Raw genomic sequence first — 15,526 nt, forward strand, 5'->3', positions numbered from 1 at the left:
TGTGAAAAAAACAGGAGTTTTGTCGTTTCTGGAGAAGAAGTAAGTAAGGTAATAGAAGATGGAGGTGTGCGTATGGCAATGACCATGCCGGAAACAATACGTTCCACTGCAACAACTGGTGAGCGCTTACTTTTTCGAACATTGAAGGAATTTCTGCCTGATGATTATGTTGTTTACTATGAGCCTGAAATTTTAGGTAGAAGACCGGATTTTGTTATTTTAGGTCCTGATTTAGGGTTAATTGTACTTGAGGTGAAGGATTACACTAAGCATACCTTATTGCATGTAAACCAGGATACTTGGATGATTCGTTCTGCTAAAGGGAATCAAACAACGGTAAAAAGTCCATATAAGCAAGCAAAAGACTATATGTTCCATATATGTGATGCACTTAAAAAGGATAAAGGTCTTGTACAGTTGGAAGGTAAATATCAATTTAAACTTAAATTCCCATGTGGAGCAGGTGCAGTATTTAAAAGAATGACACAAAGTGATTTTATTGAACATGATCTTTATAGTATAGTGGAGCCCAACTTCTGTTTAACTAGAGATGAAATTGATCCAGACTATGAAGGTTTTTCAGAGGAAAATCTCTTTGAAAAGATTATAGATATGTTCAGTATGCCATTCCGATTAAAAGAACCACTATCTCCAGAGGATATCAATAGAATACGCTATCACCTATTCCCAGAGGTCAGAATAAGTGCGGAATTTAAAGCACCTGTCCCTTATCAAGATCAATTATTGCTGTCATTACATGATATAAAAACAATGGATTTACATCAGGAAAAATTAGCAAAGCAGATTGGAGATAAAAATCGACTAATCCGTGGAGTGGCTGGGAGTGGTAAAACCTTAATTTTGGCAGCTAGAGCCAAAATTTTAGCTAAGCAGCATCCTGATTGGAAAATACTGATTTTGTGCTACAATATTTCTCTCGCTAGGGCAATAGAGCAAATGATTTTTCATATGATGCACACCCCTGATAGTTTGTTTGATTTTGATTTTTCTCAAGGAACAGATGGCTTCCAAGAGAAATCACATCAAATACAAGTCCGCAATTTTCATGCATTTTTAAGAAAGGATTTAAAAACTTCTGAAGAAAGAATACCACTTTTACTAGAAAAGCTAGAGAAGGGAGAAGCTATCTTACCAAAATACGATGCTATTATGATTGATGAGGGGCAGGATTTTGAAGGTGAATGGTTTAAACTAGTGGCAAATTTATTAAATCCTGATACCATGTCACTACTCTTAGTTGAGGACCGTGCCCAATCAATATATAAACGAGCGCGCTCTTATATTCAAGATACAGGTTTAAGCTTCCAGGGTCGATCAAGAGTATTAAGTATTAATTATCGTAATACAGCTCAAATTGTGAAGTTTGCCTGGGATTTTTATCAACATTTCTCAGTACTTAAAAATAAGGTTGTGTCAAAGGAGATGGAGGGCGAAATTATTGCCCCGCAAAGTACAAGACGTAAAGGAGAAGAACCAGCAATAATTCGTCGCAATAATTTCTTTGAAGAGGCTCAAATTGTAGCATTACAAATTCGAAAATTGCATATTGAAAAGAAAATTCCATATCATGAAATCCTTATTTTATACAGGGTACGAAAGAGTAAGGGACAGGATTATGTAGCCATTTTACAGCAGAAGCTACGGGAAATAAATATTCCGTATTATTGGATTGCAGAATCAGCTGACAGCAAACGTGCATTTGAGCGCAATGAAGAATCGGTCAAAATTAGTACAATTGATAGCAGTAAAGGCTTGGATTTTCAAGTAGTATTTATCGTGAATCTTGACAATACTCCTTGGTATCTAGAGGAAGATTTAGAACAGGAAGCTTCACGTCTCTATATTGGTATGACACGTGCAAAGCAATATTTATGTTTATCCTATTCAGGTGATTCTGCCTATACACAATACTTTGATGAAATTGTTCTGACAAGAAGGACGATAGATAATAAAGATAGTTATAGCGGATAACTTCGAAAGAACTTATGCAATTGCAGTATACTGGTCTTTTCGATTACAATGGGGATAACTATTGAAATAAGGTAGGAATGAAACAGTGTATAAATTAGCAGCAAATGTTGTCAAAGTATTTTTAAAATTAATGGGCTCAAAGGCTCGCGTATATGGGGAAGAAAACTTACCAAAAGAAGGCGGGTATATTATTGCATGTACCCATACAGGTTATGTTGATATTTTAAATTTAGGGGTTGCGATGTATCCTAAAGAAATTCATTTTATGGCTAAAAAGCAATTATTTGAAATGAAGGGACTTGGCTGGCTTGTTAATCGTTTAAATGCCTTCCCCGTGGATCGTGATAATCCTGGCCCTAGTGTTATTAAAATTCCTTCACAGTTATTGAAAGAGGGTAAAATTGTGGGCATATTCCCTTCAGGTACTAGGAGTACAGAAGGAAAAGATTTAAAGCAGGGTGCCATTACAATAGCACAGCTGTCCAAAGCGCAAATTGTACCAGCTGCTTATGTTGGTGCGCGTAATGTTGGTGACGTTTTTAAACGTGGAAAAGGTTATCTAATTTATGGTGAACCCTTTTATGTAACAGGGAAAGGCAAAGAAGGACGCGATGAATTTACTCATCGATTAGAGCATGAACTAATGTCTCTAACAGAGGAATTAGAACAGCGCATTGCAGCAGGGAAAAGATAAAATCACCGTTATTTTGAGAAGATTCACTGAACGTTAGTAGATTCAAATAAAAAGGCACTCAGAATCACATTTGATTTTGGGTGCTTTGCTGTAGGAGGATACGGAAAATGATTCATGTACTTTTTGTATGTTTGGGTAATATTTGTCGCTCACCAATGGCGGAAGCAGTTATGCGTAATTTAGTTGGGAAAGAGAGCTTGACTCATAAAATAGCAGTGGATTCAGCCGCTACAAGCTCTTGGCATATTGGTGAACCTCCTCACAAAGGAACTCAAGAGAAGCTTAAAGAATACGGCATCTCGATAAAAGGAATACAAGGCCGCCAATTGCACAAGACAGACTTTGAAAAATTTGATTACATTATTGGTATGGATGAAAGTAATATACGCAATATTCGAGAAATGCTAGGTAATCCAGATTCTCCAAAGATTTTTCGTTTTTTAGATTTAACTGTCCATCAAAAAGATGTACCTGATCCATACTATACGAGGAATTTTCAAGAAACCTATGATTTAGTTTTAGAGGGCTGCTATGCTTTGCTAGAAAAAATCAAAGGAGAACAAAAACTGTAGGAAATTGATGGTCAGGCGCCTTAATAACGCAAAATTTCACAATTTATTTTTTGTGTTAAACATTGGTATACCTAGCTTTGTAAGCGTATTTTATGTTATTATTTGCAGAGTAAAGATACGATAAGTATTTAATTACCATATACAGATGTGTAATTTTGCATCTATGATTTTGATAAACTTACAAGTTGAAAGAGAGTGGAAACAATGGGTCGTAAGTGGAACAATATTAAAGAAAAGAAAGCGTCTAAAGACCAAAGTACAAGTCGCATCTATGCAAAATTTGGACGCGAAATTTATGTGGCAGCTAAATCGGGCGAACCAGATCCTGAATCAAACCGTGCGCTTAAAGTTGTTCTTGAACGAGCAAAAACATACAGTGTTCCTAAGCATATTATTGAAAAAGCAATTGAAAAGGCAAAGGGCGCTGGTGATGAAAACTATGATGAATTACGTTATGAAGGATTCGGACCAGCAGGCACAATGATTATCGTCGATGCTTTAACTAATAATGTTAATCGTACAGCTTCAGATGTACGTGCAGCATTTGGTAAAAATAATGGGAACATGGGTGTAAGTGGGTCGGTTGCTTACATGTTTGATTCTACAGCAGTAATCGGTTTAGAGGGCAAGTCAGCAGATGAAGTTCTTGAAATTTTAATGGAAGCGGATGTTGATGCACGTGATATTCTAGAAGAAGAGGATACAGTTATTATTTATGCAGAGCCAGATCAATTCTTTGCTGCACAAGAAGCTTTAAAAGCTGCTGGTGTACAGGAATTCACTGTAGCAGAGCTATCCATGCTTCCACAAACAGAGGTAGAATTAACAGGTGACGATATAGTTAAATTCGAAAAATTAATTGATGCATTAGAAGATTTAGAAGACGTACAAAATGTTTTCCATAATGCAGATTTAGGCGAATAATTAAGAAAACCAGTAGCATAAACGCTACTGGTTTTTAATTAGGGGGAGACCTGTGCAAACTTTTTTAGCAATTGTTTTATTTATAGCAACATTATTTTTTGTAATAGTGCAGCCACGTCAATTATCTATAGGTTGGTCTGCCTGTATAGGGGCTCTACTTGCATTGGTACTAAAGATTGTTACTTGGCATGATGTTTTAGAGGTTACAGGCATAGTTTGGAATGCTACATTATCATTTATTGGAATTATTTTAATCTCCCTTATTTTAGATGAAATCGGTTTTTTTGAGTGGGCAGCTCTACATATGGCACGACTCGCTAAGGGCAGCGGTATTCGGTTGTTTATTTATATTGCCTGCCTTGGAGCTATTGTTGCAGCTTTATTTGCAAATGATGGAGCAGCATTGATACTAACTCCAATTGTTTTAGCTATGGTTCGTAAGCTACATTTAACTGAAAAAATGATTTTTCCATTCATTATTGCGAGTGGCTTTATAGCAGACACCACTTCATTACCCTTAGTTATTAGTAATTTAACAAACATTGTGTCAGCAGATTATTTTGATATAGGTTTTATGGAGTATGCCCTTCATATGTTTCTACCAAATATTATTTCTTTATTGATAAGCATTATTGTACTTTATATAGTTTTTCATCGTTCAATTCCCAAAGTCTATTCATTAGAGGCAGTTGAAAACCCGAAACTAGCAATTCGTGATCAAAAATTATTTTCACTTTCTTGGTATGTGATAGCTATTCTATTACTTGGTTTCTTTACAAGTGAGCTTTTAACAATCCCAGTATCCTTTATTTTATGTGGTGTAGCGGCAATCTTTTTCTGGCTTGCGCGCAAAAGTGATACGGTCGATACAAAGCGGGTTGTGAAAGGAGCACCATGGAATATTGTGTTCTTTTCTATTGGGATGTATGTGGTGGTTTATGGCTTGAAAAATGTTGGGATGACGGGGTTACTTGCAGATCTATTAGAGCATGCTGTTCAACACGGATTAGTTGTCTCGACAATTACGATGGGGTTTGCTGCCGCAATATTGTCAGCTGTCATGAATAACTTACCTACTGTCATGATTGATGCGTTAGCCATTGCAGAGACTAATGCTACAGGGATTATAAAAGAAGGGCTAATTTATGCGAATATCATTGGCTCCAATTTAGGTCCCAAAATGACACCCATCGGCTCACTTGCAACATTGTTATGGCTACATATATTGGCGCAGAAGGATATTCAAATAAGCTGGGTGCAGTATATGAAAATAGGTATAATTCTAACAATCCCGACTCTTTTCGCTACTTTACTAGCATTAGTTGCTTGGATAACTCTAATATCATAGAAATGAAGTCGAAATAGTTGAAAAAATAACTCAATAGAACATCTAAGGAAGTTATAAAGGCAATCAATACATTTAAATTAGGATAAAAGTCAAAAAACTATTTTTCAATGAGGGCTTACCCTGTAGAAAGATAGCTTTTTTGTTAAGCATAAAAGTATGAATATAAGCATATTTGTGTAAATAATCAAATAATTCGTGCATAAATGTGTTTTACCCATTGTGAAAATTTTCAAACCATAACATAATATATAATAATACATTTGTTGAACGAGAAAAAAAGGGGGTCAAAGCATGAAGTTTTTACGTTCGATACAGGGGAAACTGATTATCATTTCACTAGCATTATTAATAATACCTAGTTTAATTATTGGTTTAGTTAGTTACGGTAAAGCAAAAAATGGTATGGAAGATATTGGGGAGCAAGTTATTAAAAATAGTGTTGAATCTGCTTTGCAATTAATCGAGCTCGCAAATGAAAGTGTAGAAAAAGGGGACATCCCTTTAGGGGAGGCACAGGAGCGAGTGCGTGAGGCATTTCTCGGACCAAAGGATAGTGAAGGAAAGCGGCCGATTAATTATCCTGGAGACTTAGGAGAGTACGGCTATATTTATGTCTTAGATGACAAGGGGACATTAACAACTCATCCAACTAGAGAAGGGGATAATCTGTGGGGTGATCAGGATAGCAGCGGTAAATATTTTATTCGTGAAGTAACAGAAAAAGCACTTGCGGGAGGAGGTTTCACGGAGTATGAATTCCAGCTGCCTGGTCAAGATGTATTAGCTGATAAAATTATTTATTCTGCGAAGGATCCTAACTGGGGATGGATCATAGCATCAGGTACATATATGCAAGACTTTAATAAGGAAGCTAATTCATTATTATTTGTTATTGGCATTACGTTATTAGGAGCCGCCATTATTGGAACAGTAGTTGTTATAATGGTCTCTAGACATTTGGCTGTACCTGTTCAAAAGTTATCTAAACGTGTGCGTGAAGTAGCTAAAGGGAATCTAACTGTTGAAATTGAAAATCTACAACGCTCAGATGAAATTGGGCAGCTAAATGAAGGCTTTAATGAAATGGTTGATCAATTAAAAACATTAATTACGGATGTAGAGGAAGCCATTGTTGAGATTCAATCAACGTCGTCTAATTTAACATCTGTGGCTGAGGAAACAAATGCTTATGGGGATGAAATAGTAAAGGCAATAAATGAGGTTTCAAAAGGGGCTGTAAAGCAAGCTTCAGATTCTGAGGATACAAATCGAACGGCTATTAATTTTGCGCAACAGATTGAAGTACTGCATGATAAAAATGAATTAATACTCGACGCCTCTCAACATATGAAACAATCTAATCTGGAAGGGCTTGTCAACTTAAACGGTTTAAAAGAGAAATCACAAGAATCTTCTGCATTAATTCATACAGTTCAATCAGTATTCAGCAGTTTAATTGAGAAGGTAAGAGAAATTGAAGGGATTGTCGGTACGATTACTGAAATTTCGGATCAAACAAATCTTCTTGCATTAAATGCATCCATTGAGGCAGCTAGAGCTGGTGAACATGGTAAGGGATTTGCCGTTGTGGCAGAGGAGGTAAGGAAGCTTGCTGACCAAACATCTGTTGCAACAGAACTAGTTCGAACAACACTAAAGGGAATTGAAAGCGAAACCAATTTAGTAAACGACGAGATGAAGAAAACAAATGTAATTGTTCGTCAGCAAAACGACTCTGTGGCTATTACTGAATCCTCATTTAAGGAAATTGAATTAGCAGTAGAGAAAATTATTGCAGTCATTGGGGATATGACTGAGGGTGTAGCATACTTGAATAACTCGAAAAATCACATTATGCACTCTATTGAAAGTATTGCCATGATCAGTGAGAAAAATGCTGCTGCATCAGAGGAGGTAACAGCCTCCGTCGATGAGCAACAGCGTGCAATTCAACTGGTTAGTGAATCTTCGAATGATTTAACAGATGAAATAACGGCATTACAAGAATCGATTAAACGCTTCATATTAAGATAATTTAACAGGATGTTTGTACCGTAGCATAGTACAGGCATCCTTTTTTCTTTACCTAACGTTATTAAAAGGTAAGGGAGGAAAATAATATGAAAAAATGGGTGATAAGACTAGGAATACTAAGCGTTGTCATATGTATTGGCATTTATATTTGGCTGGGTGAAGAGATGAAAGAAGGTGTTCAGCCAGCTGCGAACGGAAAAGCCGCATACATGATTGTACTAGGAGCAAAGGTAAAACCAGGGGGCGTTCCATCGCTTTCATTGAAAAATAGATTGGAAGAGGCTGTGAAGTATCTAAAGAAATACCCTCATGTCAAAGTAATTGTTTCTGGCGGACAAGGGCCGGATGAAGATCAGGCAGAGGCTTCAGTTATGCTTGAATATTTACTACGCAATGGCATTGAAGCTAGTAGGATAATAATGGAAGATCAATCTACATCAACCTATGAGAATTTACTATTTTCAAAAGAACTACTGCCGAAGGAAACGAAGCATATTACGATTGTCTCAAATGATTTTCATTTAAAGCGAGCAAAATATTTAGCTGAAACATTAGGTTTAGAGGTAGATGTTGTGGCAGCCAAAACACCAAAATCAGTAGAAGCAAAGTTAAAGCTACGAGAAAGAGCAGCACTATTAAAAACATATATAATTGGCAATTAAATTGTTTCTTAATACTAGATATTTGGCATATAATAGAAATATAACGGTGGATGCGACAGAAAGTGAGGACTTCTATGAAAACGTTTAAAGACTATGAATATCGTCGTCCAAATATTGAAGAAATGAAAGAGCAGCAATTATCTTTAATTGAGCAATTTAAACATGCGCAGACGATGGATGAGCAAAGCAGCATCATTCAACAATTAAACACTTTAAGTAATGATTATGCTACAATGGCGAATTTAGTGTATATTCATGCATCAATTGATACAAATGAAGAATTTTATCAAGCGGAGCGTGATTATTTCGATGAGGTGGGTCCCGAGCTAGAAGAGGTAACTACAGAATATTATAAAGCATTGATTGCTTCTCCATTCCGTGAACAATTAGAGGATAAATGGGGACAGCAGCTATTCGACTTAGCAACTTATCAAATTAAAGGCTTTTCACCAATAGTGATTGATTTAATGCAAAAGGAGAACAAGCTTGTATCAGAATATAATAAACTAGTAGCTTCTGCACAGATTGATTTTAATGGGGAGACATTAACACTTGCTCAGCTTGGACCATATGCAGAGTCTACTGATCGTGAAATACGTAAATCAGCAACAGATGCACGCTTTGGCTTTTTTGCTGAGCATGAAGAAGAATTTGATCGACTCTATGACGAGCTTGTAAAGGTACGTCATGAAATTGCCGTTAAATTAGGCTATAAAAATTATGTGGAACTAGGCTATGTTCGCATGAACCGTATTGATTATAATGCAGATATGGTAAAGAAATTCCGAGATCAGGTTCGTGATTTAATTGTACCAGTAGCTTCAGAGCTGTATGAACGTCAGGCAAAGCGTATCGGTATTTCTGATTTTAAATTCTATGATGAAGCGTTAAACTTTTTATCTGGAAATGCAACTCCAAAAGGTGATCCAGCTTGGATTGTTGAGAACGGCAAAAAAATGTATGAGGAGTTATCACCTGAAACGGGTGAATTCTTCAATTTCATGATTGATCATGAATTAATGGACTTAGTAGCGAAGAAGGGGAAAGAAAGCGGAGGATATTGTACATTTATCGAAAACTATCATTCACCATTTATCTTCTCAAACTTTAATGGTACTTCAGGTGATATAGATGTATTAACACATGAAGCAGGACATGCCTTCCAAGTGTATTCGAGCCGTGACATCGGTATCCCAGAATACTTATGGCCAACATTTGAATCTTGTGAAATTCACTCAATGAGTATGGAGTTTTTCACATGGCCTTGGATGGAGCTGTTCTTTAAAGAGGATACAGAGAAATATAAATTTACACATTTAAGTAGCGGTCTATTATTTTTACCATACGGTGTAGCGGTAGATGAATTCCAACATGTTATATACGAAAATCCAACAATGACTCCAGCTGAGCGTAAGGCAGCATGGAAGAAAATTGAGGAAACCTATTTACCTCATCGTGACTATGATCATAACAGCTACCTTGAGGCAGGAGGAATTTGGCAGCGTCAGGGTCACATTTATGCAAGCCCGTTCTATTATATTGACTACACGCTAGCACAAATTTGTGCCTTCCAGTTCTGGAAACGCTCAAGAGAAGAGTTTGAGGAAGCTTGGAAGGACTATATTCATTTATGTGGATTAGGTGGTTCTATGTCCTTCACGAAGCTTGTAAAAGAGGCTGGCTTAATATCGCCATTTGAGGATGGATGTGTTGAATCAGTAATTGGTGAAATTAAGGCATACCTAAATTCTGTAGACGACGCGGCACTATAAATCTTATACAATTAACTATTTAAATTCGTGACACTTTCACTGGATAAATACTTGTGAAAGTGTGCGGATTTTTTAGTTGCGAATGGATAGTAAATTTTATTTTGACAATCAATACTAGGATACTTGCGAAATGGTTAATATATCAGTAGTATTTTCAGTAACTGTGAAAAAAGGAAGTGAATGAGAGTGACAAGAAAAGTTTGGTTTCAAGTAGGCGTAGGGATATTATTAACACTACTAATCATTAAATATTTTGTGGAGATTCAATGGATTTTTTCACCGCTAGTCATCCTATTAAAAGCGATTTTTGTGCCTCTATTACTTGGTGGTGTTTTATACTACGTGACAGAGCCAATTCAGCGATTTTTGGAAAAACGTAAATTCCCGCGGTGGGCAAGTATATTAACAATTATTATAGGATTGATTGCTATTGCAGGTATCTTTGGATGGATTGTAGGAAATCCGATTGCAGAGCAGGTCAATAAATTAGTAAAGAATGCACCTATGATTAGTGCGAATATAAGTGCAAGTATTAGTATGAGTATTCAAGATGCAACGGACTATCTGTTGCAAAATAAGGATAACTTCCCAACACAGTTAAAAGATATTATTGATAAGATGGCAAATTCTGTGCAGGATATTGCTGTGGTTGCGAGTAAAGGGCTTGTCTCCTTCTTACAATCTATAGTGTCTGTCTCCTTATTAGCTATTTTAATTCCATTCTTCTTTATTTTTATGTTGAAGGATCACGAAAAATTTGCGCCTTCGATATATAAATATTTCAGTGGTGAACGTCGTGAATGGATTAAAAAAACGTTAAGTGAAATTGATGATGTTCTACGTAGCTATATTCAAGGACAACTGCAAATTAGCTTTTTATTAGCGCTTATTATGTACGTTGGATATTTAATTATTGGTTTAGAGTATTCGTTGCTCCTTGTCATATTCGCTTTCTTTATGAATATGATTCCGTTTATTGGACCTTGGATTGCCTTTACACCAGCTTTAATTGTTGCAGTAATACAGGATCCAGTTCTTGTAATATGGGTATCAGTTGTAACACTAGTTGCGCAGCAAATTGATAGTAACTTTATAACACCAAATGTTATGGGAAAAACACTAGATATACATCCTTTAACAGTTATTACGATAATTTTAGCAGCAGGTAATATTGCGGGCTTTATCGGAATTATTATTGCTGTGCCATTTTATGCCGTATTAAAGGTTATCGTATCCAATATTTATGATCAACGTAACGCAATTAAGAAAAGGGCTACGAAGTCAGTATAGGAGTCGAAAAAATGGAACAAGAAATTGTGAAGGTTTTTAATGAGCAGCATGAACAAATTGGGACAGCAACGAGAGCTGAGGTGCATGAAAAAGGGCTCTGGCATGAAACATTCCACTGTTGGCTTGTCAATGAGAACTATATCTATTTTCAAATCCGTAGTGCACAAAAAAAGGACTATCCAGGCTTGTTGGATATAACAGCAGCTGGGCATTTATTAGCCGTTGAGACAGTTGAATCAGGAATTCGTGAAGTAAAGGAAGAGCTGGGTCTTGCTATCAATGTAGATGATGTTGTAAAAATGGGCATGACATCCTGTAGTATAGTTTCGAAAAATATGATCGACAATGAATTTTGCCATGTTTACATATATCCATTCAAACATGATTGGGATTCTTTTGATCTTCAATATGAGGAAGTGTCAGGAGTTGTGAGAGCCGATTTAAATGAGGCAGAGGCCTTCTTTTTAGGAAAAACAGCCACTCTTAATATTGAAGGCTATGAATACTTCCCTGACGGTCAACGAGCAAAAATTGTGCGTCCAGTTAGTACTGCACAGTTTGTTCCATATAGAGAACTATACGTAGCACATGTTATTCAGTTTGTAAAAGATAAAATGTTTAATAAAACAACATAAATATTGTAGGACAAGCCATTAATAGTGCTTGTCCTATTTTACTTCGTTATAACAGAAAAAATAAGTTATACTGTAGGGAGATTGTATAGAAAAGGAGCATTTTTATATGCTAACATTTGAACAAAAACAAATAATCATCGAATCATTTTCTGGGCTTACAAAGAAAGAGGTTTCCTTAAAGCGCTTAAATTATCATTTTATGGACAGCCTTTATGAAAAGACCATTGTTGTAGAAAAGCTTCATCCAAATGGCAACGGCTTTGTCTTTGTTGGAGATTTATTGCGTTATGAGGCAGAGGCGAATGATAAAGGTTTAGTGAATATTCGTGATTATGATGAGCAACAACTTCGTGAAATTATTGAAGATGCTATTCAATATTTATCAGAGGAAGAAGACGAACAAGAGCCGATTGTTGAGATATGGCAAAGCAGAGACAATGTACAATTAAAGCTGGCCTTTGAGCAACGCTCTTGGAATGTCTATCATGGAGAAAATTTAGAGGAAGCTTTTGGTACGTATGATGCTGCGAAAGAATATTTACTAGAAGAAGGCTTTCGTACAAAGAAATAAGTAGTTCGGGGGAACATGGTCGATGAATGGGAAAAAATTAGTGGGAATCGTTATTGTAGTTGTTATAGCGGCATGTTTATTTTCAGTTTTCACGATTACTAAATTTTATAAAGACCACGAGGAACAGCCAAATAGTGAAAATCGTGAAATAAATAAGTCAAAGAGCTTGAATTTAATTTTACCACAGGCTACAATTATCTCGAATTCAAGATAATTGAGAGGTGGACTGTTTATGCAGCACGTTTTTTATAAAGGAACAGATGAAACAAAGCCTGTATTGTTGTTATTACATGGTACAGGTGGGAATGAAGAAAGCCTAATTGGTCTTTCAAAGGAAATTGATGAAACTGCAAGCATTTTAAGCGTTCGCGGGAATGTGTTAGAGAATGGCATGCCTCGCTTCTTTCGTCGTTTAGCGGAGGGTGTTTTTGATATAGAGGATTTAATCTTCCGTACAAAGGAATTATATGACTTTTTATCAGAGGCAGCACAGCAGCATGAATTTGATCGCAGCCGAGTTGTAGCTATTGGCTATTCAAATGGTGCAAATATTGCAGCAAGCCTATTATTCCATTATGAGGATGCTTTAGCAGGTGCTATTTTACATCATCCGATGGTACCAAGACGAGGTATAGAACTACCGAAGCTTTCATCTATTCCTGTCTTTATCAGTGCTGGTACGAATGATCCGATGTGTACTGCGCAGGAATCAGAGGATTTAGAGACACTTTTAACTTCAGCGGGTGCAAATGTGATGACTAAATGGTTTAATTTTGGCCACCAGCTAACTATGCCTGAGGTAGTAGCAGCAAAAGAATGGTATAACAATATTTATGCATAATAGGAAAAATCCGCAGCCTTTAAAAGGAAGCGGATTTTTTATAACTATTATTTATTTTTTCTAGCAAAGGGTAGCCACCAGTTCCAATCACCAAACAGCTTCATAAGGCTAGGTACGAGCATGAGACGGATAATGGTTGCATCGATAGCAACGGCAATGGCTATACCTACACCAATTTGCTTAACAGGCATCACATCCGTGAAGGCAAAGGCACCTGTAATAACAATCATAATAAGGGCAGCTGATGTAATAATACGGCTGGTAGAAGTAAGTCCATCAATTGTGGCGCGTGTATTATCTGCCCCTTTTAAATATTCCTCTTGGATACGTGAAATTAAAAAAACTTCATAGTCCATACTTAAGCCGAACACAAGACAGAAAACAATAACTGGAATAATCAGGACAATTGAACCAGCATCGATACCAAAATGTCCATATTGGAAAATATAGACGAGAATTCCGAAGGCAGAAGAAAGACCAATAATATTCATAATAATTGCCTTTAATGGAATTAACACGGATCGGAAAGCGAGCATTAAAATAAAGAATGTCGAAATGAGAATAATAGATATAGCCAATACAATTTTATTGGCAATTTCATCAAAGATTTCTTGATTGAACTTTGCCTGCCCTCCGAGTGCAAAATCGACACCTAGATTCTTATCTTTCCAAGCTCTAGCGAATTTTTGGGCAGTAGATGAAGAACCGGCTGCATCTAATGTAATTGGGATAAATAACTGAGTTTCTTTAGTAAACGTACTTAGAACGGGCTGTAATTGTTCTGCTACCTGTGGAATTTCTAAGGAAGCATTTAGCTCCTCAGGTGTTTTAATTTTAGCAGCTGTATAAATGGTTGACACATTTGTCACTAATGGATCAGCAAGTAGTTTTTCCTGAATAGTATATATAAGCTCTCTTGCCTCATTATCCTCCCAGCCTTCCTTTCGTTCAGCAAGCAAGTATAATGTTGAGGTTTCGCCAAGCCCAAATGTATCATCTAATTTATCATAGGCAGTACGTGCATCATATTTAGTCGGTAATGAGTCCACCTGAGGTATTTTAAGTTGGATATCCTTCAATGGAATCATGCCAATGCCTAATAGTAGTAGTGCGACAATAACAATCGTGACTGGATATTTCATAACAAAGCCTGCAAAGCCACGCCAGCGATTTGCTCCACCAGGCTTAACGCGTATTAAACGCCATTTATTTAGACGATCTCCTAATAGCATCATCGTAGCAGGTAGTAGCGTAAGGCCAGAAAGCACTGCCAGTAATACCACAATAGTGCCACCTAATGCAATATTATGGAATATTTCAACGCCAATGACTATCATTGCGCCCAAACCAATCATCACACAAACGGCAGAAAAAATAATAGATCTTCCAGCGGTTTGTATAGCGATTTGTATGGCCTCAGGGATAGATGTATGGGCACGTTCTTCACGATAACGGTTAATAAACAATAGGGCAAAGTCAATACTTAATGCTAGTCCAAGCATCGGTACAATATTTAATACAAAGATTGATAAATTAACATTACCGCTAAGCAATGTCATAACGCCAAACGCAGTTACAACTGTAACAACCCCAATAATAATTGGTAGTACAGAGGCTACAACAGTTCCAAATGCGAGTAATAGGACTATAATGGCAATCGGCAAGCCTATTGCTTCTGCTGATGCTAAATCCTTTTGACTTGCTGTATTAATATCTGCCGAAATAACAGGTCCACCTGTTACAGTCACGCCATCTTTTTCAATTAAAGAACGAATATCCTTCACAATATCAGTTAGATTATCAACATCATTTTTTAGATGAATCATAGCATAGGCAATGCCATTCTTTTGTAAAGAGGCATCATCGAGCGGTGACTGAATGGAGTGGATTTCCTTAATGTTATCTAACTTTTTCAAAGTATCTTGAATTTCTTTATCCTTAGCTGGATCAAAAACAACCAAAATAGTCTCTGAAGGTAAATCAAAATTTTTGGCTAGCTCTTTTGTGACATAGGTATGATCTCCTTCCACAAAAAAACCATCTCCTTGCAACTTACTTGGAAGTTGTATGGCAAACACAGCCATAGCAATAAAAATTACTAGCCAAATAGCTACGATAGCTTTAGCATGTGCTGTTATAAAAGCTGATAAAGTTTTCATAGTCGTGTAGCATCCCCCTTTTCAAATAGTGT

14 protein-coding genes are annotated in these 15,526 nt (G+C 36.6%); 13 read left to right on the forward strand and 1 reads right to left on the reverse strand.

Annotated features, from left to right (window positions below; translation table 11 throughout):
• The first annotated feature begins 72 nt into the window (after positions 1-72).
• From ACQKIM_RS00915 to ACQKIM_RS00975, 13 genes are all read left to right on the forward strand, one after another.
• A complete protein-coding gene (locus ACQKIM_RS00915) occupies positions 73-1,992 on the forward strand; it encodes a 3'-5' exonuclease (RefSeq protein WP_427537665.1) in 1,920 nt (639 codons plus the stop codon).
• Positions 1,993-2,077: 85 nt separating this feature from the next.
• The gene (locus ACQKIM_RS00920) at positions 2,078-2,686 is read left to right on the forward strand and encodes a lysophospholipid acyltransferase family protein (RefSeq protein WP_427537668.1); all 609 of its coding nucleotides are present in this window, start codon (positions 2,078-2,080) and stop codon (positions 2,684-2,686) included.
• Positions 2,687-2,793: 107 nt separating this feature from the next.
• A complete protein-coding gene (locus ACQKIM_RS00925; RefSeq protein WP_427537671.1) occupies positions 2,794-3,258 on the forward strand; it encodes a low molecular weight protein-tyrosine-phosphatase in 465 nt (154 codons plus the stop codon).
• A gap of 204 nt (positions 3,259-3,462) precedes the next feature.
• On the forward strand, positions 3,463-4,182 hold the full coding sequence (locus ACQKIM_RS00930) for a YebC/PmpR family DNA-binding transcriptional regulator (protein ID WP_427537674.1): 720 nt from the start codon (positions 3,463-3,465) through the stop codon (positions 4,180-4,182).
• Positions 4,183-4,234: 52 nt separating this feature from the next.
• Positions 4,235-5,530: an arsenic transporter gene (locus tag ACQKIM_RS00935; protein ID WP_427537677.1), complete on the forward strand. Its 1,296-nt coding sequence runs from the start codon at positions 4,235-4,237 to the stop codon at positions 5,528-5,530.
• A 291-nt stretch (positions 5,531-5,821) separates the two neighbouring features.
• Positions 5,822-7,564, forward strand: coding sequence for a methyl-accepting chemotaxis protein (locus ACQKIM_RS00940; RefSeq protein WP_427537680.1), 1,743 nt, complete (start codon positions 5,822-5,824; stop codon positions 7,562-7,564).
• Positions 7,565-7,650: 86 nt separating this feature from the next.
• Entirely contained in the window at positions 7,651-8,226 is a 576-nt protein-coding gene (locus tag ACQKIM_RS00945) for a YdcF family protein (RefSeq protein WP_427537683.1), read from the forward strand.
• A gap of 74 nt (positions 8,227-8,300) precedes the next feature.
• Positions 8,301-9,998 (forward strand): M3 family oligoendopeptidase, encoded by a 1,698-nt coding sequence (locus ACQKIM_RS00950; RefSeq protein WP_427537686.1) that lies wholly within the window; start codon positions 8,301-8,303, stop codon positions 9,996-9,998.
• 180 nt (positions 9,999-10,178) lie between these two features.
• The gene (locus ACQKIM_RS00955) at positions 10,179-11,288 is read left to right on the forward strand and encodes an AI-2E family transporter (protein WP_427537688.1); all 1,110 of its coding nucleotides are present in this window, start codon (positions 10,179-10,181) and stop codon (positions 11,286-11,288) included.
• 11 nt (positions 11,289-11,299) lie between these two features.
• Positions 11,300-11,923, forward strand: a complete 624-nt coding sequence (locus ACQKIM_RS00960; protein WP_427537691.1) for an NUDIX hydrolase — start codon at positions 11,300-11,302, stop codon at positions 11,921-11,923.
• A gap of 106 nt (positions 11,924-12,029) precedes the next feature.
• Positions 12,030-12,494 (forward strand): hypothetical protein, encoded by a 465-nt coding sequence (locus tag ACQKIM_RS00965; RefSeq protein ID WP_427537694.1) that lies wholly within the window; start codon positions 12,030-12,032, stop codon positions 12,492-12,494.
• A 22-nt stretch (positions 12,495-12,516) separates the two neighbouring features.
• Positions 12,517-12,708 (forward strand): hypothetical protein, encoded by a 192-nt coding sequence (locus ACQKIM_RS00970; RefSeq protein ID WP_427537697.1) that lies wholly within the window; start codon positions 12,517-12,519, stop codon positions 12,706-12,708.
• A gap of 18 nt (positions 12,709-12,726) precedes the next feature.
• On the forward strand, positions 12,727-13,335 hold the full coding sequence (locus ACQKIM_RS00975) for an alpha/beta hydrolase (protein ID WP_427537700.1): 609 nt from the start codon (positions 12,727-12,729) through the stop codon (positions 13,333-13,335).
• Positions 13,336-13,382: 47 nt separating this feature from the next.
• Here the strand turns inward: ACQKIM_RS00975 and ACQKIM_RS00980 are convergent, their stop codons facing one another.
• Positions 13,383-15,494: an MMPL family transporter gene (locus ACQKIM_RS00980; protein WP_427537703.1), complete on the reverse strand. Its 2,112-nt coding sequence runs from the start codon at positions 15,492-15,494 to the stop codon at positions 13,383-13,385.
• Between the last annotated feature and the right edge of the window lie 32 nt (positions 15,495-15,526).

The organism is Lysinibacillus sp. NPDC047702 (assembly GCF_050272555.1).
GTDB lineage: Bacteria > Bacillota > Bacilli > Bacillales_A > Planococcaceae > Lysinibacillus.